This is a genomic window from Streptomyces sp. NPDC001663 (assembly GCF_042893105.1).
In the GTDB taxonomy this organism is placed as follows: Bacteria; Actinomycetota; Actinomycetes; order Streptomycetales; family Streptomycetaceae; genus Streptomyces.
Genome location: NZ_JBIAUR010000007.1, coordinates 537,155 through 561,865 on the forward strand (window position 1 = coordinate 537,155; position 24,711 = coordinate 561,865).

The following is a 24,711-nucleotide window of genomic DNA, read 5'->3' on the forward strand; positions in this document are numbered from 1 at the left end:
GGGTCTCTTCAGGTGGTCTTCAAGTGGGGGGTTTCAAGCGGGGGTTGAAGCGGGAGTTGAAGCGGTTCAGGGCAGCAGGGAGACCAGGCCCGTGTCGAGGTCGAAGCGCGCGGCCGTCACCTGGGCCGAGGTGAAGCTCGGGTCGGCGCGGATCGCGTCCCGTACCCAGATCGTGTTCGCCCGCATGGTGTGTTCGGCCCAGTCGCCGGGGGACGCCCGGGTGCGGCGGGCCGCCGGGGCGATCTCGTCGACCAGCAGTTCCAGGTGGCCGGGCACCTGGGCGCCGGTGCGCAGGTGGTCCAGCGTCGCCGCGACCGCCCCGCAGCGCTCGTGTCCGAGCACCAGCACCAGCGGGATGCGCAGTTCCTCGACGCCGTACTGGATGGATCCGAGGACCGCCTCGTCCAGCACCTGGCCGGCCGTCCTTATGCAGAGCAGGTCCCCGAGGCCCTGGTCGAAGACCAGCTCCGGCGGGACGCGGGAGTCGATGCAGCCGACGACCACCGCGAACGGGTGCTGGACGGTCGCCAGGGCGTGCCGCCGCCTCAGGCCCTCGTCGGGGTGGCGGGGGCGGCCGGTGGCGTAGCGCCGGTTGCCGGCGAGCAGTTCGGCCAGGGCGGCTCGGGCGGTGGTCGGGCGGGGGTGGCCGTCCGGTCCGGCGGGGGCCGCCGGCGCGGTGGCGGCGGCCAGCGCGCCGACGGCGGCCGTGGCTGTCAGAAAGGCCCTGCGGTTCGAGGCCATGACGGTTCCTCAGGTGGTGTGCCAATAGCGCGTATTCACCGTATGCACGCGATCAGTCACCCTGAGTGCCCGTTTAACGACACTTGGTCGATTCGTCGTCAGATCATCGACGCCGCGATACCCCTGCTTGATCGGGACCTCGATCAGGCCAGCCCGTGCTGCTTCGCGTACGCGTTCGCCACGTCCTCCGGGTCCTTCTTGTCCTTGTCGACCTGGCGGTTGAGCTCGGTGAGCTGCTCGGTGGTGAGGACATTGCCGAGCTTGGCGAGGGCCTTGCGGACGGTGTCGTCGGCCTTGCGGTCGGCGATGAGTGGGACGATGTGCTGGCTGGGGATCAGGTTCTTGGGGTCGGACAGGATCACCCAGTCGTTGGCCTCGATGTCGGTGTCGGTGGTGAAGAGGTTCGCCACGTCCACGTCGCCCTTCTTCAGGGCACCCTTGACCAGGGGGCCGTCGGAGTCGAGCGACTTGAACTCCTTGAACTCCACGCCGTAGACGTCCTTCAGGCCGACCGCGCCCACCTGACGCTTCTTCACCTCGGGTGCCGCGCCGATGACCAGCTTGCCGTTCTGCTTCGCCAGGTCGGCGAGCGTGGTCAGGCCGTACTTCTTCGCGGTCTCCCGAGTGACGACGAAGCAGTCGGAGTCGGCCGCCTGGCCGTACGGCAGCACCTGGAGGCCCTTGGGCATCGCCAGGGTGAGCGCGTTCTGCATGGTGCCCGGCTCCGCGGACGCGTCCTTCGGGGCCAGGTAGTTGAGGAGGGCGCCCTGGTACTCGGGCAGCAGGTCGATGTCGCCCGCCTTCAGCGCGGGGATCACGATCTCGCGGGTGCCGAGGTTGGGGCGGACCTTCACCTTCACACCGGCCTGCTGCAGGACGGCCGCGTAGAGGTAGCCCAGCACCTGGTTCTCGGTGAAGTTGGCGGTGCCGATGGTGACTCCGCCCTTGCTGGAGCCGCCGCCACCGGAGGAGGAGCCCTGGCTGTCGAGGGAGGTGATGCCGCTCGCGCACGCGGACAGGGCGGGGACGGAGGCGGCCGCGAACAGGCCGCCGATGAGGGTGCGTCGGTTCATGGTCTGTGTTCCCTAGGCGGTGCGGTGGCGGAAGAGGAAGCGCTGGAGGCTGCTCAGCAGCAGATCGAGGGCTACGGCGACCACGGCGACCAGCACCGCGCCGCCCAGCACCTGCACGAGGTCGCGCTGGGCGAGGCCGTCGAAGACGTAGCGGCCGAGGCCGCCGAAGGAGACGTATGCGGCGATCGTGGCCGTGGCGACGACCTGGATGAGTGCCAGGCGCAATCCCGTCATGATCAGGGGAAGTGCGAGGGGCAACTCGACCTGGAACAGGACCTGGTGGCCGCGCATGCCCTGCCCGCGAGCCGCGTCCTTCACGTCGGGGTCGACGGCCGTCATGCCGGCGTAGGTGTTGGTGACGATCGCCGGGACCGCGAGGGCGACCAGGGCGACGTACACCGGCAGCATCGACAGGCCGCCCGCCAGGAAGACCAGGACCACGAGGCCCACGGTCGGCAGGGCGCGGCCGAAGGACGAGAGGTTGATCGCGACGAAGGCGCCCTTGCCGGTGTGGCCGATCAGCAGGCCGAGCGGGAGGCCGATCGCGGCCGCGATGAGGGTCGCGAGGAGCGAGTACTGGAGGTGCTCGGCGAGGCGGTGGGCGATGCCGTCCGAGCCGGACCAACTCGCGCCGCTGGTCAGCCACTTGCCGAGGTTCTTGAAGAGTTCGAACATGTCAGGCTCGCCGCCTCCGCCACGGGGTCAGGACGTATTGGACGGCGACCAGCAGCGCGTCCGCGACCACCGCGAGCAGGATCGTCAGGACCACGCCCACGATCACCGGGGTCGGGAAGTTGCGCTGGAAGCCGTCGGTGAAGAGCTGGCCGAGGCCGCCGTCGCCGATGTAGGTGGCCACCGAGACCAGCGAGATCGACATGACCGTCGCGATCCGGACGCCCGCCATGATCACGGGGAGCGCGAGGGGGAACTCGACGGTGAGCAGCGTGCGCAGGGGGCGCGTGCCCATCGCCTTGGCCGCCTCCTTGGTCTTCGCGGGGACCGAGTCGAGGCCCTCGACCGTGTTCCGCAGCAGCACGACCAGGGTGTAGACCGTCAGGCCGATGACCGTGGTGGTGCGGGTCAGGCCGCTGATCGGCAGCAGGAGCACGAAGATCGCGATCGACGGGATCGTGAACAGCACGTTCGAGAGGCCGAGCAGGAAGCCGCGCAGGGGGCGGACCCGGTGCGCGACCACCGCGAGCGGCAGCGAGATCAGGACCCCGAAGAAGACGGCGGTCAGCGCGGCCTGGAGATGGGAGATCGTCAGGCTGGTCAGGTCGTCGGTGTGGTCGCCTATCCACGACCAGTCGATGGTCATGCGGCCACCCGCGCTTCGCTGTGCGCCTGGCCCGCGTGCTCGTGGATGTCGTCGCGGGAGGTGACGCCGGTGAGGACGCCGGCCGCGTCGACGCGGGCTATCAGTCCGGTGGGGGAGGCGACCGACTCGTTGAGCGCCGAGAGGAGGGAGTCGCCGTCCTGCAGAGGCCGTACGGGGATCTCGGCGTCCTTCGACGCCCAGTGCAGCGGCTTGTTCGCCTCGTCGAGCACGAGGGTCCAGGCGCCGCCCTCCGGTGCCGGGCCCTGCGGGACGTCCGCGAGGGTCTTCAGCGAGAGCAGCTTCAGGCCGCGCTCGGCGCCCAGGAAGTCGGCCACGAAGTCGTCGGCCGGGCGGGCGAGGAGCTCGGCGGGCGAGGCGCACTGGACCAGGTGGCCGCCGGTGCGGAAGACCGCGATCTGGTCGCCGAGCCGTACGGCCTCGTCGATGTCGTGGGTGACGAAGACGATGGTCTTGCTCAGCTCCTTCTGGAGCCGGAGCAGTTCGTCCTGGAGCTGGGCGCGCACGACCGGGTCGACCGCGCCGAACGGCTCGTCCATGAGGAGCACCGGCGGGTCGGCGGCGAGCGCGCGGGCGACGCCGACGCGCTGCTGCTGGCCGCCGGAGAGCTGGTGGGGGTAGCGCTTGCCGGCGTCGGCGGTGAGGCCGACGGTCTCCAGCAGCTCGGCCGCCCGTGCCCTGGCCTTGCGACGGCCGTGGCCCAGCAGCAGCGGCACGGTGGCGATGTTGTCGAGCACCGTGCGGTGCGGGAAGAGGCCCGCCTGCTGGATGACGTACCCGATGGAACGGCGCAGCTCGGCGGCGTCCTGGCGCGTGACGTCCTTGCCGCCGACCTGGATGGTGCCCGAGGTCGGCTCTACCATCCGGTTGATCATCCGAAGGGTGGTCGTCTTGCCGCAACCGGAAGATCCGACGAGGACGGTCACGCCGCCTTCCGGCATCTCCAGGGAGAGATCGTGGACTGCTGTCGTGCCGTTGGGGAAGCGCTTGTGGACCGCATCGAACTGGATCATGAGATGTCCCTTGCCCGGCTGTATAACGTCATGCAGAGTTCTTCCTAGCTGAATAGCTTGTCAACGGTTTCGCGTTAATCCGAGGTAACGGATGCTCGCAGTGCAAGATCGGATGTCCGGATTGAGGGGAGTTTGAAGCCTTATGTCGTCTCGGATCGTGGACGCACCGCGAAGTGCGTTCTCCGGGGGCACCGGTCTCGTCGTCCTCGACGGCATCGGTCTCGGCGTCGAGGACGTCGTGCGCCTCGCCGAGGGGAGTGCGCGGGCGGTCCCCGGGACCGACGCGATGCGGCGGGTGGCGGAGTCCTGGGACGCCGCCCGGCAGATCGCCGCGACCGGACGCGTCTACGGCCGCTCCACCGGCGTCGGCGCCAACCGGAACGAGGACGTGCCCACCGAGGCGGCCGCCGAGCACGGGCTGAGGCTACTGCGCAGCCATGCCGGCTCGATCGGCGACGAGCTGCCCGCGCGGGAGGTGCGGGCGATGCTCGCCGTCCGGGCCAACCAGCTGCTCGCGGGCGGCGCCGGCCTCAGGCCCACCGTCGTCACCGCGCTGTGCGAGGCACTGGAGAGCGGGGCGCATCCGGTCGTCAACGAGTTCGGCTCGGTCGGCACCGGCGACATCGCGGCCCTGGCGCAGGCGGGTCTCGCGCTCGCCGGTGAGCACCCCTGGCGGGGGCCGGGCGCGCCCAAGCCGCAGTCCCTCGACAACAACGACGCGCTGGCCTTCATCAGCAGCAACGCGCTCACCCTCGGCCAGTCCGCCCTCGCGCTGCACGAACTGCGGGGGCTGGTGCAGGCCACCCAGGTCGTGGGCGCGCTCTCCCTGCTGGCCGTCGACGGCTCGCACGAGGCGTACGCCGCGCCCGTGCACGCCGCCCGACCGCACCGCGGATCCAGCGAAGTCGCCCGCCGGATGCGGGAGTTGATCGGCGCGGCGGACCGGCCGACCCCTCCGCTCGGCCGGATCCAGGACCCGTACGGCTTCCGCTGTCTGCCCCAGATCCACGGACCCGCGCTGGACGCGGCGGACGCCCTGGAGGAGATCGTCGCGATCGAGATCAACGCGGCCGCCGAGAACCCGCTCATCTCGCCCGAGGACATGGCCGCCTACCACCACGGCGGCTTCTACCAGGCCCAACTCGCCCTCGCCCTGGACCACTTCAGGCTGGCGCTGACCCAGGTGGCCCGGCTGTCGACCTCACGGCTGTCCACGCTCAACGAGCCCGCGTTCACCCGTCTGCGCCCGTTCCTCGCCGACGACGAGCCCGCCTCCTCGGGCGTGATGATCCTGGAGTACGCCGCCGGGGCCGCCCTCGGCGACCTGCGGGCCTTCTCCGCCCCCGCGTCGCTCGGCCACGCTGTACTCTCCCGGGGCGTCGAGGAACAGGCCAGTTTCGCCTCGCTCGCCGCACGCCAGACGCTGCGCGCCTGTCGCGCGTACCGTCTCGTCGTCGGCTGCGAACTCGTCGCCGCCGTACGGGCGCTGCGCCAGCGCGATCTGCGGCCCGATCCGGAGCTTCCGGTGGGCCGCGCGCAGGAGCTCGCCGAGTCGGTGCTGGCCGAGGAGCAGGCCGACCGGCCGCTCACGGACGACGTGACGGCGGCGGCCGCACTGCTGGACCGGTTCACGGAGATCTGGAGGGGGAGCGGGACATGAGGGCGGAGAGGAGCACGGGTGTGGGCACGGATGCGAGTCCGGGCGCGGGCTCGGGTGCGGGATCGGGCGGCTCGGGTGTGAGCTCGGGTGTGGGTCCGGGTGTGATCGACAGCCCGGCCGCACGGCTGCAGGCGCTCTTCGAGGGGCACCGGCTGACGCCGACCCAGCGGCGCATCGCGCACAGCATGGTGCGGCGGGCCGCCGACGTCCCCTTCCTGTCCAGCGTGGAGCTGGCCGAGCTGGCCGGGGTCAGCCAGCCGTCCGTGACCCGCTTCGCCGTCGCCCTCGGGTTCGACGGCTACCCGGCCCTGCGCAAGCACCTGCGCGAGGTCGCGCCCGCGGAACAGGCTGCGGACTCGGGCTCGTACAACGAGTACCAGCAGGCCGTCGAGGCCGAGATCGAGAACCTCCGGCACCTCGCCGAACTGCTCGCCGACCCGCGGCCCCTGCAGAAGGCGGGCCGGCTGCTGGCCGCCTCCCGCCCGCTGCCGGTCCTCGGCCTGCGCGCCGCCGCCTCCCAGGCCTACGGCTTCTCGTACTTCGCCGCCAAGGTCCATCCGGACGTACGGCTGCTCAACGAGGGCGGCACGATGATCCAGGACCGCATCGAGGCCGCCGTGCGCGCCGGGGCGAGCGCCCTGCTGTGCTTCGCGCTGCCCCGGCATCCGCGCGAGGTCGTGGACACGCTGGCGTTCGCGAAGGAGGCGGGGCTGACGGTGGTGACCGTCGCCGACTCGGCCTTCGCACCCGTTGCCAAGGTCTCCGACCTGCTGCTGCCGGCCGCCGTCGGTACCGGCCTCGCCTTCGACACCGCCTGCGCGCCGATGCTGCTGGGCCGGGTCCTGCTGGAGGCGATGTGCGACGACCTGCCGGACGCGCAGGCCCGCCTGGAGGAGTTCGACGCACGGGCGGCGGCGCGGGGGCTGTTCGTCGAGTAGGCGGCCATTTTCAGACTCGTCTCACGTTGCCTCGTTAGCGTGCGTCTCACGGATGCCGCACAGACGTGAGACGGGAGACGGACGTGGCACGCGGAGAGGGCAGGGCTCAGGGTCTGGCCAGGGTGGCCGTCGTCGTACGGGCCGGAGCCGCACCGCTTTGGTGGGCCGGGGTGTTCGCGGCGGGAGTCGGGGTGCTGGTGCCGGGCTTCACGGGCCGGCGGATCGGCGTGATGGCGGGGGCGGCGCTGTTCATCGTCGCCGCGGCGGTCGTGTCGTACACGCGCCGGGGGCGGTACACGGAACTCGCCCGCTCGGCCGCCCGCGCGGGCAAGCACGACGTGCTCCAGGACCGTGCGGTGAGCGTGCGCAACTGGCGCCGCGGGCACCGCTGGTGGCTGCTGCTGGCCTTCGTGGTCGCGCTCGGCGGCTCCTTCGCCGTGCCCGCGGCGGGCGGGATGCTGCTCGCCGGCTGCGGCACCGGGCTGCGGCTGAAGGCCGCCTGGCTCGGGCGGCGCGAGCGGGCCGAGGACGCGCTGCTGTGGGTGCGGGTCGACTGGCTCGCCGGGAACGGCGGCCGCCCGGCCGGCAAGGCGGTCAGGGCCTACCGCAGCACGGGCATCGCGGCGGGCGACGCGGCCCCTGGCGGGGCACGCCGCCGCACCGCGGCGCTCGTCTAGGGCCCGTCCGCCGGACAGGCCATGGCTCAGACCTCCAGGTCCGCCTCGATCGTCTTCAGCTGATGGCGGGCCATCGCCAGGTTGGACCTCTTGGCGTCGAGCACCAGGTAGAGGAAGAGGCCGTTGCCACCGCGGCCGCTGATCAGGCGGATCAGGTGGTACTGGTCGGACAGGGTGATCAGGATGTCCTCGATCTGGCCCTTGAGCCCGAGGTGTTCCATGGTGCGCATCTTGGCGCGGACGACATCGGTGTTGCCGGCGGCGGCGACGTTGAGGTCGAAGCTCTTGCTGCCGCCCATCGTGCCGAGCGCCATGCCGCTGGTGTAGTCGACGAGCGCGACGCCGGTGGCGCCCTCGATGGAGGCGAGCGCCTCTTTCAGTGCGGTTTCGGTATTGGCCATGACTGTGCTCCTCGGTTCCTCTCAACTTTCCGTGGTGGTACGCGCGTTGGTGGTCGTGGTGCGGGGCGCGCGCGGGGTTCTGGTCCGTGTGGCGGCCGTCTTGGCGGCCGGTTTGGTCTCCGGTTTGGGTTCCGGTTTGGCGGCCTGCTTCGCGGGTCTCGTACCGCTCTCGGCGAGCTCGCCGATGCGGGCGGCCGCGCGGCGGCCCTCCAGGAGGAGGCGGCCCAGGTTCACCCGGTCCTGGGCGAGCAGGGTCAGCACGGTGCTGCCGCCCGCCGCGAAGGTCGCCGCGTAGCCGTACATCCCGCGGACGAGCAGTTCCTGGAACTCGCCCTGGCCCGTCGCGTCCGCCAACTTCTGTGCGGTCCCGTGCGCGGTCGCGGTGAGCGCGGCCATGGCGTCGGGGTCGACGCCGGGGGTGTCCTGGGCGAGGACGCGTCCGTCGGCGCCGCTCACGAGCGCGCCGGTGAGCTGGGGGACGCGGGCTCTCAGACGGCGCAGCTCGTCGAGCACGTGGGGGTCGGCTGCCATCCGGTGTCTCCTCTCAAAGGGCCTCCAGCGCATCTCTGAGCCTCTTCAGCAGGGTGATGTGGGGATCGAGCAGTTCTGCGGTGGCTGCCGAGGTCTCGTCGCCGGACGGTGGTTCGCGCCCTGTGCGCGGCGCTACGACGCCGGCCGCCGCCAGCCGCCGTACGTCCACCAGGGTGTGGAACGCCAGATGGCCCAGTGCGCGGGCGATCTCAGTGGCTCTGCTGGCGCCGTTCACCTGTGCCAGGACCGTCCGCTGGCGGCGGGTGAGGGCGGGGGCCGCCACGGGGTCCGCGCGGATCAGGGGGGCCTCGTCCGCGGCCGGGTCCGGCCAGATCCGGTGCAGGAGGTCGCGGCGGCGCAGCGTCTCGCGCTCCAGGGCGGCCACCGGCACGGGGTGGACGGGGCCGAGCCAGTGGACGGCGCCGTAGCGGAAGCGCCCCGGGGCGCTGCTCGGGGCGAGGGCGAAGTACGCGGCGTCGTACAGGGCCGCGAGATGGCACACCTCCAGCGCGCCGGCGGTGATGCCGCCGCTGTCGACCAGGTGGCGGCCGACGCGATGGGCCTCGCCGGCCTCCGCGCGCGCCTGCTGCCAGGCCTCGGGGGTGAGCGTGCCGTGGGTCATGAGGAGGGTTTCGAGGCCCGGTGCGTACGGGCTCTCGGCATGCACGACCAGGCCGTCGGCGAGGTGGAGTGTGCCGCGCTCGCGGACCAGGACGCCGGTGGCCCGCTCGGCGGCGAGCCGTGTGAGCATCGGCGAGACACCGCCCCACCCCCGCTCGCCGGCCGCCGTCTTGCTCCGCACGGGCAGGCGCGGGGGCTCGGTCATTCGGACGGTGGTCATGCCAGCACCAGCCGTTCGGCCATCTCGCCGAGCCGGATGCGGGCCATCGCCAGGTTGCCCTCCGCACGGGCCAGCCACAGGTGCAGGAACACGCTGCCGTCGAAGGACGCCCCCACGAACCGCAGCACGTGATAGCTGTCCCGGTTGCTGACGATCAGGTCCTCGACCGGCGGATCCGCGTCGGCGGCCGCACCGTCGTCGGGATCGTCGTCGGGCGCGAACGCATGCTGCTCGGCGGCCAGCCGGGCGATCTCGGCGGCCTCCACCGCCGCCGTCTCCTGGTCACCGCCCGGGGACTCGCCCACGGTGCCCAGGGCCAGCCCGCTGGTCCAGTCGATCAGCGCGGCGCCCCGCGCACCGGGCAGTCGCATCGCTTCCAGCAGGCACTCGTCGATTCCGGGCACCGTTGTTCCCCTCCCGCCTCGGGGTTCGGCTGAGTGACGCCGAAACTACGCAACGTGTGCGTGGGGGGTGAGGGATCTGGCAATTTCCGGTGGAACATGCTCCGGGGGACTAAGGTGGGTCGACTTGCCTTGATTTCACGCCAGTTGGGCAGCAGATCCACCGGTGTGCGTCAACGGCTGTCGGGCGCCCGGAGGGTGGTGAGCGAGCCCGCGTGCGCCCCTCCCGACTCGGCCACGATCTCGTCGAGATTCTGCGGCTCGCGGACCGTGGCGAAGGCGATGCCGCCTTCGCCGTCCGGGGCGAAGCCGTAAATCCCGGGCCGGGCAAGGGAGTTGTACGCGTAGTGGTGCGCGAAGTAGTACGCGCCCGTGTCCAGCGCGGCCGCGTAGTCCCCCTGTTCCAGCAGTGGCAGCGCGCGCCCCTCGGCGAGCAGATCGCCGGCGAAGCAGGCCGGCCCGGCGACGTCCTGTACGACGGCGGGACCCTCCTTGGGGCGCCCCTTGCCGTCGTACGCGGCGATCCTGAGCGGCCACGCCCCCGGCACGTACACCGTCCGCGTCGCCACCTGCACGCCCGCGTGCGTCACCGCGACCGGCCGCCCGCCCGCGCTCTTGGCGTACTCCACCCGGGCCACCACCGTCCCGTGCTTGCCCAGCAGCGACCGCCCGAACTCGGTGACCAGCCCGTACCGCCCGTCGAACAGCCCCGGCACGGCCTCGCCCAGCAGGCGCGCGTACTGCGCGTACGTCGGTGTCGTCTCGTCCGAGCCGAAGTTCACCGGCAGCCCGCCTCCGATGTCGAGCGTGTCGATCTGTCGTCGCCCGAGCCGGGAGTTGATCTCCTCCGCGAGCGCGTACACCTCCGCCACACCCTGCGCCATCAGCGACAGCGGGATGCCCTGGGAGCCGGTGTGCGCATGCAGCCGGGTCAGCCACGGCCGCTCGGCATACGCCCTTACGACCCACTCGCGCGCCCCCTCGTCGCGCAGCGCCACCCCGAACTTCGAGGTCGCCGTCGCGGTCGAGGTGGCCCCGATGGAACCCCCGCCGACCTGCGGGTTCACCCGGATTCCGAGGGGGGAGCGGCTGGTGGCCGAGCGCATCAGGCCGTCAATCCGCTCCAGCTCCTGAGGGTTGTCCGCGTTGACGGCGATCCCCAGCGCCAGCGCCTCGCGCAGCTCGGCCGGTGTCTTCGCGGGCGAGTCCAGCACCGTCCGGTGCGGCGGCACCCCCGCCGCCCGCGCCAGCGCCAGCTCACCCGGGCTCGCCACCTCGGCGCCGATCCCCTCCGCGCGCAGCAGCCGCACCACCGGCACCAGCGGGGTCGCCTTCACCGCGAAGGCGTGCAGTACGGGCGTGCCGGGCGCCGTCACCGCGTCGAACGCCGAGCGCAGACTCGCCGCCGACTCCCGGATGCCGGTGACGTCGAGCAGGCCCACGATGGGGGTGCCGGGTCCCAGCAGCCCCTGTTCCACGGCGGCCCGCACCGCCTCGTCCCGCCGGGCCGCCCGGTCGACCCCGTCCCCGTGTATGCCGTTCACGTCGTCCCCGTTCCTCGCTGTCCGCGCTTGTGCATCCAGCCAAACATCTGCGGCGGGCGCATGCTGGCCCACGGATGTATTGACTAGTTCTATTCAGGACGTCAGGATGTGAATAACCGGAGTAACAGTCGCTGGGAGCAATCCGCTAGGAGGCAGACCATGTCAGGACCCCGCCCCGTACGAGCGCCGCGCGGTACGGAACTGAGCGCCCTGGGATGGCAGCAGGAAGCCGCGCTGCGGATGCTGCAGAACAACCTCGACCCCGAGGTCGCCGAACACCCCGACAAGCTCGTCGTCTACGGCGGCACGGGCAAGGCGGCCCGTGACTGGCGCTCCTTCGACGCGATGGTGCGGACGCTGCAGACCCTGAAGCAGGACGAGACCATGCTGGTCCAGTCCGGCCGCCCGGTCGGCGTCATGCAGACCCACGAGTGGGCCCCGCGCGTCCTCATCGCCAACTCCAACCTGGTCGGCGACTGGGCCAACTGGGAGGAGTTCCGCCGCCTGGAGGCCCTCGGCCTGACCATGTACGGCCAGATGACCGCCGGCTCCTGGATCTACATCGGCACCCAGGGCATCCTCCAGGGCACCTACGAGACCTTCGCCGCCGTCGCCGCCAAGAAGTTCAACGGCACGCTGGCCGGCACCATCACCCTCACCGCCGGCCTCGGCGGCATGGGCGGCGCCCAGCCCCTTGCCGTCACCATGAACGACGGTGTCGCCATCTGTATCGACTGCGACCCGCGCGCCATCGAGCGGCGCATCGAGCACCGGTACCTGGACGTGAAGGCCGACAGCCTGGAGCACGCGCTGCAGCTGGCCACCGAGGCCCGCGACGCCCGCCGCCCGCTCTCCATCGGCCTGCTGGGCAACGCCGCCGAGCTGCTGCCCCGCATGCTCGCCGAGGGCGCCCCCATCGACATCGTCACCGACCAGACCTCCGCGCACGACCCGCTGTCGTACCTGCCGCTGGGCGTCGACTTCGAGGACATGGCGGCCGCCGCGGCCAAGGACCCGGCCGGGTTCACCACCCGCGCCCGCGAGTCCATGGCCAAGCACGTCGAGGCCATGGTCGGCTTCATGGACGCCGGTGCCGAGGTCTTCGACTACGGCAACTCCATCCGTGGCGAGGCCCAACTCGCCGGGTACGAGCGGGCGTTCGCCTTCCCGGGCTTCGTCCCCGCCTACATCCGGCCGCTGTTCTGCGAGGGCAAGGGCCCCTTCCGCTGGGCGGCGCTCTCCGGCGACCCGGCCGACATCGCCAAGACCGACAAGGCGATCCTGGACCTCTTCCCGGAGAACGAGTCCCTCGCCCGCTGGATCAAGATGGCCGGGGAGCGGGTCCACTTCCAGGGCCTGCCCGCGCGTATCTGCTGGCTCGGCTACGGCGAGCGGGACAAGGCCGGCGAGCGGTTCAACGACATGGTGGCCTCCGGCGAGCTCGCGGCGCCGCTCGCCATCGGGCGCGACCACCTCGACTGCGGTTCGGTGGCATCTCCCTACCGTGAGACCGAGGCCATGCTCGACGGCTCCGACGCGATCGCCGACTGGCCGCTGCTGAACGCCATGGTGAACGTGGCGTCCGGTGCGTCGTGGGTCTCCATCCACCACGGCGGCGGTGTCGGCATGGGGCGGTCCATCCACGCCGGCCAGGTGACGGTGGCCGACGGCACGAAGCTCGCTGGGGAGAAGATCCGGCGGGTGCTGACGAACGACCCCGGTATGGGTGTCATCCGGCATGTCGACGCCGGGTACGACATCGCCGAGTCGGTCGCCGGTGAGCGGGGCGTGCGGGTGCCCATGCGTGAAGGTGACGACGCGTGACGCAGCCTGGACTGACTGCGGGTCAGCCTGGAGCGACTGTGGATCGGCCTGGTGGTCCACAGCCTGGTGGCGGCAGCTCCTTCCACGCCATGTGGCGCGAGCTGCTCCCCATCGGACAGCACTCCGACTCCCGCGGCTACCGCCGGTTCGCCTGGACCGGTGCCGACATCGAGTGCCGGGCCTGGTTCAAGGAGCAGGCCGAGGCTCGGGGGCTGGGCTACGAGGTCGACCGGAACGGGAACCAGTGGGCCTGGCTCGGGGATCCCGCCGCCGGGGACGCCGTCGTCACCGGGTCGCATCTGGACTCCGTTCCGGACGGTGGCGCCTTCGACGGGCCCCTCGGCGTCGTGTCCTCCTTTGCCGCGCTCGATGAACTGCGCCGCAGGGGAGTGCAGTTCGGCAAGCCTCTTGCCATCGTGAACTTCGGTGACGAAGAAGGCGCCCGGTTCGGGCTCGCCTGTGTCGGGTCGCGGCTCACCGCCGGGCAGCTCACCGTCGAGAACGCCCACAGGCTGACCGACGGGGACGGGGTCAGCCTGCCCAAGGCCATGGAGGCCGCCGGGTACGACCCCGACGCCATCGGCGCGGACCCTCAGCGGCTGGCCCGCATCGGCGCCTTCGTCGAGCTGCACGTCGAGCAGGGCAGGGCGCTGGACCTGTCCGGCGACCGCGTCGGCATCGCCAGTGCCATCTGGCCGCACGGGCGCTGGCGGTTCGACTTCCGGGGCGAGGCCAACCACGCCGGCACCACCCGCCTCGTGGACCGGCGCGACCCCATGCTGTCGTACGCCGAGACCGTGCTGGCAGCCCGTCGTGAGGCCGAACTCGCCGGTGCCGTCGCCACCTTCGGCAAGATCGCCGTCGAGCCGAACGGCGTCAACGCCATCCCCTCGCTGGTGCGCGGCTGGCTCGACTCCCGCGCCGAGAACCAGGCCACCCTCGACACCGTCGTCGGCGGCATCGAGAAGGCCGCCCGCGAGTACGCCGAGGCGCACGGCATCGACCTCGACGTCGTCCGCGAGTCCTTCACGCCCGTCGTCGAGTTCGACCACGCCCTGCGCGACGAACTCGCCGGCATCCTGGGCAAGGACACCGACATCACGGTCCCCGTCCTGGGTACGGGTGCCGGACACGACGCCGGAATCCTCTCCGGGAGCATCCCGACCGCCATGCTGTTCGTGCGCAACCCCACGGGTGTCTCGCACTCCCCGGCCGAGTTCGCCGCCGAGGACGACTGCGTGGCCGGGGTCCTCGCACTCGCCGACGTACTGGAAGGGCTGGCCTGCAGGTGACGCACCCCCACACGCGGACGTACTGGCTGGAGCACGCCTGGCTCGACACCCACGTCGAGCCAGGGGTGGCCGTCGAGGTTGCGGACGGCCGCATCACCGCCGTCCGCACGGACGTGCCCACCCCGCCCCCCGGCGCCGAGATCCTGCGCGGTCTCACGCTCCCGGGCCTGGCGAACGCCCACTCGCACGCCTTCCACCGTGCCCTGCGCGGCACCGTCCAGGTCGGCTCCGGCACCTTCTGGACCTGGCGCGAGGTCATGTACTCCTTCGCCGACAGGCTGACCCCGGAGACGTACCACGCACTCGCCCGCGCCGTGTACGCCGAGATGGCCCTGGCGGGTGTCACCTCGGTCGGCGAGTTCCACTACGTCCACCACGCCCCCGGCGGCACCCCCTACGCCGACCCGAACGCCATGGGCGAGGCCCTGATCGCCGCTGCCGCCGACGCCGGTATCCGCATCACCCTCCTCGACACCGCCTACCTCTCCTCCGGCTTCGGACAGGCGCCCAACACCCACCAGCTCCGCTTCTCCGACGGCAGCGCGGAGGCCTGGGCCGAACGCTGTTCAGTTCTCAAGGAACGGGATCACGCGCGGATCGGGGCGGCCATCCACTCCGTACGGGCCGTGCCCGCCGACCAGTTGGCGACCGTGGCGCAGTGGGCCGAGGAGCGGCGGGCCCCGCTCCATGTGCACCTGTCCGAGCAGACCGCCGAGAACGACGCCTGCCGGGAGGTCCACGGCTGCACCCCGACGCAGCTCCTCGCCCTGCACGGGGTGCTCGGGCCGCGCACCACCGGCGTCCACAACACCCACCTCACCGCCGAGGACATCTCGCTCATCGGCGGCAGCGGCACCGGCACCTGCATGTGCCCGACGACCGAGCGGGACCTCGCGGACGGCATCGGACCCGCCGTGGCCCTGCAGAACGAGGGCTCCCCGCTCTCCCTCGGCTCCGACAGCCACGCCGTCATCGACCTGCTCGAAGAGGCCCGGGCGATGGAGCTGAACGAACGCCTCCACAGCCGCACCCGCGGCCACTGGACAGCCTCGGCGCTGCTGCGCGCCGCCTCCGCCGACGGCCATGCGGCCCTCGGCTGGGACGAGGCGGGCACGATCGAGGAGGGTGCGCTCGCCGACCTCACGACGATCGCGCTCGACTCGGTCAGGACAGCGGGGCCGCTGCCCAGGCTCGGCGCCGAGACGGCCGTATTCGCCGCGACGGCAGCGGACGTACGGCACACGATCGTGGGCGGGCGGCACGTCGTACGCGACGGGGCGCACGCGCTCGTACCGGATGTGCCACTGGCCATCGCCCAGGCCGTAGAAGCCCTGCGCGGCTGAGACCACCCACCGAAGCCCCCGAGGACACGACGATGAGCAGCACGACCGTCATCACCAACATCGCCACGCTGGTCACCAACGACCCCTCCCTCGGTGACGGCTCCCCCCTCGGACTGATCCAGGACGCGGCCGTCGTCATCGACGGCGACCGCATCGCGTGGACCGGTGAATCAAGCAAAGCACCCGCCACTGACAACCGGGTCGACGCCGCCGGCCGTGCGGTCCTGCCCGGCTTCGTCGACTCGCACTCCCACCTGGTCTTCGCGGGCGACCGGACGCAGGAGTTCAACGCCCGGATGTCCGGGCGCTCGTACACCGCGGGCGGCATCCGCACGACGGTGGCGGCGACCCGCACGGCCACGGACGCCGAACTCGAGGCCAACCTCACCCGGTACCTGGCGGAGGCCCTCCGCCAGGGCACCACGACCTTCGAGACGAAGTCCGGCTACGGCCTGACCACCGAGGACGAGTCCCGCGCCCTGCGCATCGCCGCCGCGCACACCGACGAGGTCACCTACCTCGGTGCCCACATCGTCCCGCCGGACCACGCCGACGACCCCGCCGCCTACGTCGCCCTCGTCACCGGCGAGATGCTCGACGCCTGTGCGCCGTACGCCCGTTGGATCGACGTCTTCTGCGAGAAGGGCGCCTTCGACGGCGACCAGGCCCGCGCGATCCTCACCGCGGGCAAGGCAAAGGGCCTGCACCCGCGCATCCACGCCAACCAGCTCTCCTACGGCCCCGGCGTGCAGCTGGCGGTCGAACTGGACGCGGCCAGCGCCGACCACTGCACCCACCTCACGGATGCGGACGTCGACGCCCTCGCCAACGGCGACACGGTCGCCACCCTCCTCCCCGGCGCCGAGTTCTCCACCCGCGCCGAGTGGCCGGACGCCCGCCGCCTCCTCGACGCGGGTGTCACCGTCGCCCTCTCCACCGACTGCAACCCGGGCTCGTCCTTCACCTCCTCGGTCCCGTTCTGCATCGCACTCGCGGTACGGGACATGCGGATGACACCGGACGAGGCGGTCTGGTCCGCGACGGCGGGCGGTGCGGCAGCTCTCCGCCGCGACGACATCGGCCGCCTGACCCCCGGCGCATACGCGGACCTGATCACCCTCGACGCCCCGAGCCATGTGCACCTGGCCTACCGGCCGGGGGTACCGCTGGTCACGGACGTGTGGCGGCGGGGCGTGCACATGGCCTGACGCGGCGCCTGCCCTCGTCCGTTCGTCACTCCTGTCCGGCTGCCCAGGTGCTGAGGGCCGTGTGGAGTTCGGGAACCCGCTTCACTCTCCGCGTCGGCCCTTCTACGTGCTCAATGCGTGCGGCGGCGAGCGAGGCCATATTCGTCAGGTGGCCTTCGGCCTCGAGCTGCTCGAAGGCGACGGTGGCGGGCGAGCCGTCGCGGACGCCCGGAGCGCCGGGATTTCCGTAGCGAAGGCAGACTCTCCCCAGGAAATCGGCCACGGAATGCAGGGGCAGGTTGCGCAACAGCGCGCTGAAGAGGACGCGGCAGTGCTCTTCGCTCATGTCGTCCAGCGCGGCCAGAAGGCCAGGCATCGGCGACCGGGAGTTGCCGACCTGCGCGCAGAGCGATGCGGCCATGTCCTCCCGGCCGATCTCGACCATCCTCGGGACGAGCGCGAGGATGTTGAGCCTCTGAGGACTTGCGATGGCGGCCCTGAGCAGCACATTGGTGCGTTCGTCCGCGCTGTCGAGCGCCGCGATCACCTCTGCCACATCGTCCGGATTCCTGTCCGACCGGAGAAGGGCCAGCAGCGGATTGGCTGCGGAACTCTTGGTTTTGCGCCGGTAATCCCAGTAGGGGGCCCAGCTGTTCAGCAGAGTCACGATCTCCTGGGGTGATCTGACCGCGCTGGACTCCTCGTTGAGGATCGCCTCCAGTGACGCCCCGGCTCGGGAGTTCCTGGGCCGAGCGGTGCGGGCGTCACGTCGTCTGATCGCGTGCCCGAACTCCACTACGTCCCCGATCGGGCGAGCGTGGACGACCTCGGTCGCGAGGCGGTCCCTACGGGTGAACTCGCCTCGATCCCAGAGCCAGAAGGTGAGTTCGACGACATCCTCGATGGGACGCTCCCATGCAGCCTCCGCGAGTTCCTGCGACGCCTCGCGCTGTTCGCCGGCTTCGAGATGTGTCGCCAACAGCCGCTGCAAGGCGCCAAGGGGAAGCTGTGAACCGCTCCCCGTGCCGTAGCGGGCGCCCAACTCCTCCTCCATCTCTCTGATCCGGGATGCGAGGTCCTCGCAACGGCGCTCGGCGTCGGCCCGCTGCGCGACCACCGCCGAGAGATCGGCCTTGAGCTGTGCGATCTCCTCGATGAGACGTTCCCGTTCGGAGGAGTCGCGCTCCACGCGTTCACGGAGTGCGATCTCGGCGCGGTCCGCGCGCAGGAGGTCCTCGGTCCAGTCCTGACGTATCTGCTCCAGCTCCGCCCGGACAGCGCCGACTTCGGACTCCTTCTTGTCCAGCAGATCGTGCAGGGCTTCCTGTTGCCGGGCCAGGACGAGGACCTTCCTCTGCGACCGCGCCATCTCCGCCCGGAGGGTCTCGAGTTCGTGCGTCTCGGGATCGCACACCTTCAGCGCGTCGAGCCGCAGCTGCGAGATACGGCTCCTCACTTCGGGTTGCACCGAGGCGCCGCGCCGGCTTTCGGCCTCCCGGATGAGGCGGTCGACGAAGTCCTGCGGAGGGACGCGCCTGCCCCGGAGATAGCGGGAGACGATCGACTTGTCCATGGAGATCCGCACGGCGTACGCGTTCTGAGAGATCCCCAGCGTGTTGAACAGCGCGGTCAATGCGTTGCCGAGCGCCGCAACCTGAGGGATCTCACCCCGTTCGAGTTCGCCCGAGCGCCATGGTGTGGGGGTCGTTTCGGCCACCGGTGTCTCCCTGGAGCATTGACATCGCGTTGGCAACAGTTGCTGCTTTCGCAACGTACCCGACGCTGCCGACCGTGGACGGGATCCAAGTCACCTCGTCCGAAAGGAACATGTCCGGTCATGGCATCGTCGTCGTGGTCATCCGTCGTCACCGGGGCTCGCTGGGCCCAGCGAGCGCTCATCGTGCTCTTTGCTCTGCTCCCGCTGTTCGTGGTGACGTTGGCCTCCATCCCCGCTCTCGCCCTGCTGCCGTTCTTTCCCGAGCACAGCCCCCGGGCCCGTGTGATCGTCCAGCAGCTCATCACCTGGACACGCACGACTCTGGTCTCCAGCAGGAATCAGTGACCGGCTTGCGTGTCACAGGGAGCAATCACCGCGCCCCGGCCCGCCACCGCTGCTCCGGGCCCCCGCTCAGCGGCCGCAGTGACAGGCCGTCGCCGCCGTCCGGAGTCACCGCCGTCTCGATGGCGATTGCCGGCCGGATCACTCCGTCCGAATCCACGGTGAACCTCAGGTTCTGGCCGTTGCTGCCGTCCACCGAGTCGCACTCCCAGATGCCCACGCCCTTGCCGACGGCGCCGCGGCTGTCCAGGCAGTAGTTCGAGTCTGCGTACGACTGCACGATCCCGCGCGCGGAGTCGACCCGCCAGCGCTGGGTGCGTGAGGAGGAGCAGGGCGCCGTCACCACATCCGTGCCCTTCTCGAAGTCGCCGTCGCGGACGTCCAGGCACAGGCCCGAACTCACGTTGACCACCTGGGCGTACGTGCCGTTCGGGGCGTGCGTGGGCGAGGGCTTGGGCGACGGCCGTGCCGACTTCGAGGCCGACTTCGAAGGGGAGGGGCTGTTCGTACGGGTCCGGGTCGGCGTCGGGGAGGGGGACGGTGACCTGTTGGTCGCCGACGGCAGCGGGGTGGCCGACAGCGTCGGCGTCGGCGGCGTGCTGACCGCCCCCGCCGCCTGCTGGGACGGCGAGGACGACGAACCGCCCTGCGTCAGCAGGAAGATCAGCAGCGGCGTCAGGGCCACCCCGAGGGCGACCGAGGTCAGCAGGACGCGCCGGGACGGCGGCCAAGTCGCCGGGAGGGCAATGGCCCTGGGGCGTGCGGAAGTCCTGGTGCGCGCAGTCCGGGTACGGGACCCGGGGTGCGGGGAGGCGCCGTCGCCGCGCGTGACGTATGCCGTGCCCGCCCACGGCAGCAGGCCCTCGGCGAGTGCGGTGCGCGGGGAGTCGCGGAGGGCGGACAGCTCCTCGTAGGCCGCCGTGCAGTGGGGGCAGTGCACCATGTGCGCGCGTAGATCGCTGCTGCTGCGCGGGCTGTCGGGCCGTACGGACTCCTCGATGAGCCGGCCGAAGTTGCCGCAGCGCGGGTCGTCCGAGGCGGTCAGGCGGGTGCGCAGACAGGCCTGGCTCATGGCCTGGAGGGCGGAGGCGGTCTCGTGGGCGACGTCCTCGCGGGTGAGGCCGAGCAGGACGGCGGTCCGGTCCGTCGGCTCCTGCTCCATCACGCCGTACCAGACAAGGCCCTGCGCGCGGGACGGGAGGGACTGGAAGGCGGCCAGCATCGGCGGGGTCGGGCCCTCGGGGCCCGCCGTGCTCAGGACCAGCAGCAGACCGGGGTCGAGGCCGCCCGCCCGCTCGTCGCCCGCCCAGGACGCTGCCAACCGGCCGGTCAGCAGCAGGAGTTGCAGCCGCAGCGGAACGAGTGGCTCGGTACCGCGCGCGGTCTGACGGGCCGCCAGGGTGAAGGCCTGCGCAGCCAGTTGCCGGGCGGCGGAGTCGCCCCCCGTGCACAGACGGGCGTAGCGGAGGACCGCGGGCTGGTGGCGGGCGCGGACCTCCTGCAGGGCCGGGTAGGCGGTGGAGGTGCTGGTGCGCAGCAGTTCGACCAGTCGCACGTCGGACGTGCTCGCGTGAATCCCGCCCCCGGTCTCGGGGATCCCGCCTCCGGTCTCGACGCCGTTGTCGGTCCGGTCGGCCCGAGCCATCGCCACCCGCCTCCTTGCACCCTTGCCCCCGCCGGAGACCTGACCTACCGATGGGTATGGGGGCCCATAGTGATGGAAGCGAACCTCTGGGGAAAGGGTTTCTGTGGGTAACCACTGCGGCCACTGTGACCGCAGTGGTCACAGTGGCCGCCTGACGTGCTCGTAGCCAGGACGGAGTCGTCACTCCTCGACAGTCAGCCCCTTGCGCAATCGCACCAGCGTCCGCGACAGCAGCCGCGACACATGCATCTGCGAGATCCCGAGCTCCTCGCCGATCTCCGACTGGGTCATGCCCGCGACGAAGCGCAGGGAGAGGATCTTCCGGTCCCGGGACGGCAGTTCGGCGATCAGCGGCTTCAACGACTCGACGTACTCGATGCCTTCGAGCCCGTGGTCCTCGTATCCGATCCGGTCCGCGAGCGCGCCCTCGGCGTCGTCCTCCTCCGGCTGGGCGTCCAGCGAGGAGGCGGTGTAGGCGTTCGACGCCGCCATGCCCTCGACGACCTCGTCCTTCGACAGGCCCAGGCGCTCGGCGAGTTCGGGCACCGTGGGTGCCCGGTCGAGCTGCTGGGCCAGTTCGTCGCCGGCCTTGGCCAGGTCGAGCCGGAGCTCCTGCAGCCTGCGCGGGACGCGCACGGACCACGAGGTGTCGCGGAAGAAGCGCTTGATCTCGCCGACGATGGTCGGCATCGCGAAGGTGGGGAACTCCACGCCCCTCGCGAGCTCGAACCGGTCGATCGCCTTGATCAGGCCTATCGTGCCGACCTGGATGATGTCCTCCATCGGTTCGCTGCGGGAGCGAAAGCGGGAGGCGGCGAACTTGACCAGGGCGAGGTTGAGTTCGACGAGCGTGTTGCGCACGTACGAGTACTCGTGCGTGCCTTCCTCGAGGGATTCGAGGCGCTCGAAGAGGTTCTTGGACAGGGCCCGTGCGTCGACCGGTCCCACCTCGTCGTACGGGGGGATCTCCGGAAGTCCGTCAAGCCCGGCCGGTACGTCGGTGTCGCTGCTCTCGATGGGAGCCAGATGTTCCGGAAGGGGTGTCGACGTCGCCTCCTGGGTATGCGATGCGTCGAGCCGGGGTGACATGATGTCCTCCATCGTTCTCGGCATTTGGCTGCCGATGCCATTGCGTGCACTGCGGTGTGCGGCGCCTCCAAAGCCGGCCGTGTCGGTTACGTATCTCTACTAGCCCTACCCGTTTTCCCACACCCGCCGCAAGTGCGTTCTGTGGGGATATGTCCGTTTGTGGGCGGTTGTTCGGGTGTCGGAGAGTGTGAGGAAGGCGTAGTGTTCGAGGGCGTACGTCAGCAGCCACGACGTCGGGAGAGAGAGACGGCATGGACCGCGGGACGGTCGGCAGCGCACAGTCTGGCCGGCTACTGGTGGAGGTCAGGGAAGAGGGCTCCAGCGCCGTCGTGACCCCGGCCGGTGAGTTGGATCACCACACGGCCGATTTGTTGCGTGAGCCACTCGAGGACTGCCTCGACAAGGGATTCAGCCGGCTGGTCGTGGACTGCTCGCGACTGGAGTTCTGCGACTCCACCGGGCTCAACGTATTGCTGGGTGCGCGACTGAAGGCGGAGGCCGCGGGGGGCGGGGTGCATCTCGCCGGGATGCTGCCCGTGGTGGCGCGCGTCTTCGAGATCACCGGGGCGGAAGCGGTCTTCACCGTCCATGACACCCTCGAGGCCGCCCTGGCCGACGAGACCGGCTGACCCGGCGAGCCCGTCGACCCTGTGTGATGCCCCAGTCGCCGCTGTGTGACCGGCACTTTCCGGGCGTCACGCCGTCCGTGCCGAACAAGGGGGTGTTCGTCCGGTTCGGTCGGGCAGGAGACATCCTGAACATGTCGGCGGTACAGCGACGGATTTCCCGTCGATCCACGTACTGACCGTCGAGCCACGTACTGACTCTTGAATCGTGAACCGGTGAATCGGTGAGGTGAAGCGCTGATGAGCACGACCCGGCCTTACTCGCCGGGCGACCGCGGCCCGGAGCCCAGCGGCGCTTCCGGGGCGTCCGAGGGGGGCACGCCGAGCACGGGGGCGTCCGACAGGGGCGTGCCGGCGGCGGCCGGGGCGTCCGAAGGGGACGTGAGCCCGTCGTCGGCCGCGTCCGCGTCGTCCGGCGGGCCCCAGGTCCGCAGACTGAACTTCGACGGCGAGAGCGGCGTCGTCCCGCTCGCCCGCGACTTCGCCCGCCAGGCGCTGTACGCGTGGGGCTGGCTGCCCGCCGCGACCGCCGACCAGCGGGCCGCCGCCGAGGACGTGCTGCTCGTGGTCTCCGAGCTGGTCACCAACGCCTGTCTGCACGCCGAGGGCCCGGACGAGCTGTGGATCGCCTGCGACAGGAAGGTGATCCGCATCGAGGTCTCGGACAAGGGCTCGGGCCAGCCGGCCCCCCGCACCCCGCACCGTGCGGGCCGCCCCGGTGGCCACGGCATGTTCATCGTGCAGCGGCTCTGCCTGGACTGGGGGGTCGTACGGACACCGGGAACGGCGGGTAAGACGGTATGGGCGGAGCTGGGCGCACCGGCGTAATTCGCTTGGCCGGCCGGGCGCGGCTGCCTACCCTCGTCTGCAACGCGCTGACGGAGACAAGTAGCCGGGGCCCGCACGGGCCGGGGCGAATCCACTCCCGAGTGCGGGGAGGAAATGCCCCGCCGGCCGGCCCCCGTGATCGGGCCACAACGAGACCGCCGTACGGCCGTGAGGCTTCGTACGTACGACGGTGAAGGCGTGGTGGCACCGCGAGCACCCTCTCGCCCACGCCCCGAGGGACCCACCCCGGGGCGGCGCGTGCCGTTCCGGCACACCGGACGGAGCGCGCACCATGCTCGACGTCACCCTCATCCGCAACCACCCCGACCAGGTCCGCGACGGTCTGCGCAAGCGCGCGGTCGACGCCGACATCCCCGCCTTCCTGGCCCTGGACACCGCCTTCCGCGAGACCCGCACCGCCGTGGAGCGGCTGCGCGGCGAGCGCCGGCGGGTCTCGGCGGACATCGCCGTACGGCGGCGGGCGGGGGAGGCGGCCGGGCAACTCCAGGCCGAGGCCAAGACCCTCACCGGCCGGCTCGCCGAGGCCGAGGCCCGGCTGGCCGAACTGGCCGGGAAACACCAGGAGTTCCTGGACGCCCTGCCCAATCTCCCCGACGCGGACGTCGTGGCCGGCGGCAAGGAGAACAACGAAGTCGTACGGGCCGTAGGGGCCCCGCCGGCCTTCGACTTCGAGCCCAAGGACCATGTGGACCTCGCCCAGGACCTCGGCCTCGTCGACTACAGGCGCGGTACCGCCCTCGCCGGCAACGGCCACTGGATCTACCGCGGCGAGGGTGCCGCCCTCGAGTGGGCACTGCTCAACCACTTCCTGGACGCCCATCGCCGGGCGGGCTACGAGTTCGTGCTGCCGCCGCACCTGCTCACATACGAAGCGGGCTATACGGCGGGCCAGTTCCCGAAGTTCGCCGACGAGGTCTATCGCACGGGCGAGCACTTCCTCCTGCCCACCGCCGAGACCGCCCTGGTGAACCTGCACCGCGGCGAGACCCTCGACGAACACGAGTTGCCGCTGAAGTACGTGGCCTACACGCCCTGCTATCGCAAGGAGAGCGGCGGCTACCGCACCGCCGAGCGGGGCACCCTGCGCGGCCACCAGTTCAACAAGGTCGAGCTCTTCCAGTTCGCCCGGCCCAAGGACTCGGCGGCCGCCCAGCTCGAACTGCTCGCCCGCGCCGAGGAGTTGGTCGCCGGGCTCGGCCTGCACTACCGCGTCACCAAACTCGCCGCCGAGGACACCAGCCCCGCGCAGGCCAAGACGTACGACGTCGAGGTCTGGCTGCCGAGCCTGGGCGCGTACGCCGAGGTCAGCTCGGTGTCGAACGCCCGCGAGTACCAGGCCCGGCGCGGCGCCATCCGGTACCGCCCGGCCGGCGGCGGCAGACCGGCGTACGTCCACACCCTCAACGCCTCGGGCCTCGCCACCAGCCGGCTGCTGCCCGCGATCCTGGAGCAGCACCAGCGGGCCGACGGGACGGTGGAAGTGCCGGACGTGCTGCGGCGGTGGGGCGTGCCGGAGGTCCTGCGGGCGCACTAGCTCGGGTTACCCAGGGTCACCCACGGGCCGCTCCCTCCACTCGAACCCCCTTTCGTGCGCGTCGGATCCCCACAACTCCGGCGCGCACCTTCTCTTCCCTCCTCAAG

The 24,711-nt window shown here is 71.3% G+C and carries 24 protein-coding genes; 11 read left to right on the forward strand and 13 right to left on the reverse strand.

The window, feature by feature from the left end:
• Nucleotides 1–66: 66 nt before the first annotated feature.
• The 5 genes from ACFY1L_RS24995 to ACFY1L_RS25015 form a co-directional block, all read right to left on the reverse strand.
• A complete protein-coding gene (locus ACFY1L_RS24995; RefSeq protein ID WP_388828277.1) occupies nucleotides 67–741 on the reverse strand; it encodes a carbonic anhydrase in 675 nt (224 codons plus the stop codon).
• Between the two features lie 143 nt (nucleotides 742–884).
• The gene (locus ACFY1L_RS25000) at nucleotides 885–1,814 is read right to left on the reverse strand and encodes an ABC transporter substrate-binding protein (protein ID WP_388828279.1); all 930 of its coding nucleotides are present in this window, start codon (nucleotides 1,812–1,814) and stop codon (nucleotides 885–887) included.
• A gap of 12 nt (nucleotides 1,815–1,826) precedes the next feature.
• Nucleotides 1,827–2,489, reverse strand: a complete 663-nt coding sequence (locus ACFY1L_RS25005) for an ABC transporter permease (protein ID WP_388828282.1) — start codon at nucleotides 2,487–2,489, stop codon at nucleotides 1,827–1,829.
• A 1-nt stretch (nucleotide 2,490) separates the two neighbouring features.
• On the reverse strand, nucleotides 2,491–3,132 hold the full coding sequence (locus ACFY1L_RS25010) for an ABC transporter permease (RefSeq protein WP_388828285.1): 642 nt from the start codon (nucleotides 3,130–3,132) through the stop codon (nucleotides 2,491–2,493).
• A complete protein-coding gene (locus ACFY1L_RS25015) occupies nucleotides 3,129–4,163 on the reverse strand; it encodes an ABC transporter ATP-binding protein (RefSeq protein WP_388828288.1) in 1,035 nt (344 codons plus the stop codon). The genes ACFY1L_RS25010 and ACFY1L_RS25015 overlap by 4 nt, the downstream gene beginning before the upstream one ends.
• Nucleotides 4,164–4,305: 142 nt before the next feature.
• Here ACFY1L_RS25015 and ACFY1L_RS25020 point away from each other — a divergent pair, with 142 nt between their 5' ends.
• From ACFY1L_RS25020 to ACFY1L_RS25030, 3 genes are all read left to right on the forward strand, one after another.
• Entirely contained in the window at nucleotides 4,306–5,823 is a 1,518-nt protein-coding gene (locus ACFY1L_RS25020) for an aromatic amino acid ammonia-lyase (RefSeq protein WP_388828291.1), read from the forward strand.
• The gene (locus tag ACFY1L_RS25025; protein WP_388828293.1) at nucleotides 5,820–6,761 is read left to right on the forward strand and encodes a MurR/RpiR family transcriptional regulator; all 942 of its coding nucleotides are present in this window, start codon (nucleotides 5,820–5,822) and stop codon (nucleotides 6,759–6,761) included. The genes ACFY1L_RS25020 and ACFY1L_RS25025 overlap by 4 nt, the downstream gene beginning before the upstream one ends.
• 83 nt (nucleotides 6,762–6,844) lie before the next feature.
• Nucleotides 6,845–7,438, forward strand: coding sequence for a hypothetical protein (locus ACFY1L_RS25030; protein WP_388828296.1), 594 nt, complete (start codon nucleotides 6,845–6,847; stop codon nucleotides 7,436–7,438).
• A gap of 26 nt (nucleotides 7,439–7,464) precedes the next feature.
• Here the strand turns inward: ACFY1L_RS25030 and ACFY1L_RS25035 are convergent, their stop codons facing one another.
• From ACFY1L_RS25035 to ACFY1L_RS25055, 5 genes are all read right to left on the reverse strand, one after another.
• The gene (locus ACFY1L_RS25035; protein WP_388828299.1) at nucleotides 7,465–7,839 is read right to left on the reverse strand and encodes a hypothetical protein; all 375 of its coding nucleotides are present in this window, start codon (nucleotides 7,837–7,839) and stop codon (nucleotides 7,465–7,467) included.
• Nucleotides 7,840–7,860: 21 nt separating this feature from the next.
• Complete coding sequence (locus ACFY1L_RS25040) at nucleotides 7,861–8,370, reverse strand: roadblock/LC7 domain-containing protein (RefSeq protein ID WP_388828302.1); 510 nt, start codon at nucleotides 8,368–8,370, stop codon at nucleotides 7,861–7,863.
• A gap of 13 nt (nucleotides 8,371–8,383) precedes the next feature.
• Nucleotides 8,384–9,211 (reverse strand): transcriptional regulator, encoded by an 828-nt coding sequence (locus ACFY1L_RS25045; protein WP_388828305.1) that lies wholly within the window; start codon nucleotides 9,209–9,211, stop codon nucleotides 8,384–8,386.
• Nucleotides 9,208–9,615, reverse strand: coding sequence for a hypothetical protein (locus ACFY1L_RS25050; protein ID WP_388828308.1), 408 nt, complete (start codon nucleotides 9,613–9,615; stop codon nucleotides 9,208–9,210). Before ACFY1L_RS25050 ends, ACFY1L_RS25045 begins: the two co-directional genes overlap by 4 nt.
• A 170-nt stretch (nucleotides 9,616–9,785) precedes the next feature.
• Nucleotides 9,786–11,156: a diaminopimelate decarboxylase gene (locus tag ACFY1L_RS25055; protein ID WP_388828311.1), complete on the reverse strand. Its 1,371-nt coding sequence runs from the start codon at nucleotides 11,154–11,156 to the stop codon at nucleotides 9,786–9,788.
• Nucleotides 11,157–11,315: 159 nt separating this feature from the next.
• Here ACFY1L_RS25055 and hutU point away from each other — a divergent pair, with 159 nt between their 5' ends.
• The 4 genes from hutU (at nucleotide 11,316) to hutI (ending at nucleotide 16,823) form a co-directional block, all read left to right on the forward strand.
• Entirely contained in the window at nucleotides 11,316–12,980 is a 1,665-nt protein-coding gene (gene hutU / locus ACFY1L_RS25060) for a urocanate hydratase (protein ID WP_388828314.1), read from the forward strand.
• An 89-nt stretch (nucleotides 12,981–13,069) separates the two neighbouring features.
• On the forward strand, nucleotides 13,070–14,272 hold the full coding sequence (locus ACFY1L_RS25065; RefSeq protein ID WP_388828317.1) for an allantoate amidohydrolase: 1,203 nt from the start codon (nucleotides 13,070–13,072) through the stop codon (nucleotides 14,270–14,272).
• Entirely contained in the window at nucleotides 14,269–15,615 is a 1,347-nt protein-coding gene (locus ACFY1L_RS25070) for a formimidoylglutamate deiminase (protein WP_388828320.1), read from the forward strand. The genes ACFY1L_RS25065 and ACFY1L_RS25070 overlap by 4 nt, the downstream gene beginning before the upstream one ends.
• 32 nt (nucleotides 15,616–15,647) lie before the next feature.
• A complete protein-coding gene (gene hutI, locus ACFY1L_RS25075; RefSeq protein ID WP_388828323.1) occupies nucleotides 15,648–16,823 on the forward strand; it encodes an imidazolonepropionase in 1,176 nt (391 codons plus the stop codon).
• A gap of 25 nt (nucleotides 16,824–16,848) precedes the next feature.
• Here the strand turns inward: hutI and ACFY1L_RS25080 are convergent, their stop codons facing one another.
• Nucleotides 16,849–18,573: a helix-turn-helix domain-containing protein gene (locus tag ACFY1L_RS25080; protein ID WP_388828326.1), complete on the reverse strand. Its 1,725-nt coding sequence runs from the start codon at nucleotides 18,571–18,573 to the stop codon at nucleotides 16,849–16,851.
• A gap of 66 nt (nucleotides 18,574–18,639) precedes the next feature.
• Between ACFY1L_RS25080 and ACFY1L_RS25085 the strand changes: the two genes are divergently transcribed.
• On the forward strand, nucleotides 18,640–18,864 hold the full coding sequence (locus tag ACFY1L_RS25085; RefSeq protein ID WP_388828330.1) for a hypothetical protein: 225 nt from the start codon (nucleotides 18,640–18,642) through the stop codon (nucleotides 18,862–18,864).
• Nucleotides 18,865–18,889: 25 nt separating this feature from the next.
• On the opposite strand, the gene ACFY1L_RS25090 is transcribed toward ACFY1L_RS25085, so the two are convergent.
• Both ACFY1L_RS25090 and ACFY1L_RS25095 read right to left on the reverse strand, forming a co-directional pair.
• Complete coding sequence (locus tag ACFY1L_RS25090; RefSeq protein WP_388828333.1) at nucleotides 18,890–20,506, reverse strand: RICIN domain-containing protein; 1,617 nt, start codon at nucleotides 20,504–20,506, stop codon at nucleotides 18,890–18,892.
• Between the two features lie 180 nt (nucleotides 20,507–20,686).
• Nucleotides 20,687–21,595, reverse strand: a complete 909-nt coding sequence (locus tag ACFY1L_RS25095) for an RNA polymerase sigma factor SigF (RefSeq protein WP_388828336.1) — start codon at nucleotides 21,593–21,595, stop codon at nucleotides 20,687–20,689.
• 251 nt (nucleotides 21,596–21,846) lie between these two features.
• On the opposite strand from ACFY1L_RS25095, the gene ACFY1L_RS25100 reads away from it, so the two are divergent.
• From ACFY1L_RS25100 to serS, 3 genes are all read left to right on the forward strand, one after another.
• On the forward strand, nucleotides 21,847–22,224 hold the full coding sequence (locus ACFY1L_RS25100) for an STAS domain-containing protein (protein WP_388828338.1): 378 nt from the start codon (nucleotides 21,847–21,849) through the stop codon (nucleotides 22,222–22,224).
• Nucleotides 22,225–22,461: 237 nt separating this feature from the next.
• Entirely contained in the window at nucleotides 22,462–23,049 is a 588-nt protein-coding gene (locus tag ACFY1L_RS25105) for an ATP-binding protein (protein WP_388828341.1), read from the forward strand.
• A 292-nt stretch (nucleotides 23,050–23,341) separates the two neighbouring features.
• Nucleotides 23,342–24,604 carry a serine--tRNA ligase gene (serS, locus tag ACFY1L_RS25110; RefSeq protein WP_388828344.1) on the forward strand — a complete coding sequence of 421 codons (1,263 nt, stop codon included), beginning with the start codon at nucleotides 23,342–23,344 and terminating at the stop codon, nucleotides 24,602–24,604.
• Nucleotides 24,605–24,711 lie beyond the last annotated feature (107 nt).

Excerpts from the sequence above, each read along its gene's own strand:
- hutI (WP_388828323.1), top strand. The coding sequence starts at position 15,648 with ATGAGCAGCACGACCGTCATCACCAACATCGCCACGCTGGTCACCAAC.
- ACFY1L_RS25090 (WP_388828333.1), bottom strand. The coding sequence starts at position 20,506 with ATGGCTCGGGCCGACCGGACCGACAACGGCGTCGAGACCGGAGGCGGG.
- ACFY1L_RS25000 (WP_388828279.1), bottom strand. The coding sequence starts at position 1,814 with ATGAACCGACGCACCCTCATCGGCGGCCTGTTCGCGGCCGCCTCCGTC.
- ACFY1L_RS25105 (WP_388828341.1), top strand. The coding sequence starts at position 22,462 with ATGAGCACGACCCGGCCTTACTCGCCGGGCGACCGCGGCCCGGAGCCC.
- ACFY1L_RS25020 (WP_388828291.1), top strand. The coding sequence starts at position 4,306 with ATGTCGTCTCGGATCGTGGACGCACCGCGAAGTGCGTTCTCCGGGGGC.
- ACFY1L_RS25015 (WP_388828288.1), bottom strand. The coding sequence starts at position 4,163 with ATGATCCAGTTCGATGCGGTCCACAAGCGCTTCCCCAACGGCACGACA.
- serS (WP_388828344.1), top strand. The coding sequence starts at position 23,342 with ATGCTCGACGTCACCCTCATCCGCAACCACCCCGACCAGGTCCGCGAC.
- hutU (WP_388828314.1), top strand. The coding sequence starts at position 11,316 with ATGTCAGGACCCCGCCCCGTACGAGCGCCGCGCGGTACGGAACTGAGC.
- ACFY1L_RS25095 (WP_388828336.1), bottom strand. The coding sequence starts at position 21,595 with ATGTCACCCCGGCTCGACGCATCGCATACCCAGGAGGCGACGTCGACA.
- ACFY1L_RS25025 (WP_388828293.1), top strand. The coding sequence starts at position 5,820 with ATGAGGGCGGAGAGGAGCACGGGTGTGGGCACGGATGCGAGTCCGGGC.
- ACFY1L_RS25045 (WP_388828305.1), bottom strand. The coding sequence starts at position 9,211 with ATGACCACCGTCCGAATGACCGAGCCCCCGCGCCTGCCCGTGCGGAGC.
- ACFY1L_RS25065 (WP_388828317.1), top strand. The coding sequence starts at position 13,070 with ATGTGGCGCGAGCTGCTCCCCATCGGACAGCACTCCGACTCCCGCGGC.
- ACFY1L_RS25085 (WP_388828330.1), top strand. The coding sequence starts at position 18,640 with ATGGCATCGTCGTCGTGGTCATCCGTCGTCACCGGGGCTCGCTGGGCC.
- ACFY1L_RS25005 (WP_388828282.1), bottom strand. The coding sequence starts at position 2,489 with ATGTTCGAACTCTTCAAGAACCTCGGCAAGTGGCTGACCAGCGGCGCG.
- ACFY1L_RS25010 (WP_388828285.1), bottom strand. The coding sequence starts at position 3,132 with ATGACCATCGACTGGTCGTGGATAGGCGACCACACCGACGACCTGACC.
- ACFY1L_RS25035 (WP_388828299.1), bottom strand. The coding sequence starts at position 7,839 with ATGGCCAATACCGAAACCGCACTGAAAGAGGCGCTCGCCTCCATCGAG.
- ACFY1L_RS25100 (WP_388828338.1), top strand. The coding sequence starts at position 21,847 with ATGGACCGCGGGACGGTCGGCAGCGCACAGTCTGGCCGGCTACTGGTG.
- ACFY1L_RS24995 (WP_388828277.1), bottom strand. The coding sequence starts at position 741 with ATGGCCTCGAACCGCAGGGCCTTTCTGACAGCCACGGCCGCCGTCGGC.
- ACFY1L_RS25040 (WP_388828302.1), bottom strand. The coding sequence starts at position 8,370 with ATGGCAGCCGACCCCCACGTGCTCGACGAGCTGCGCCGTCTGAGAGCC.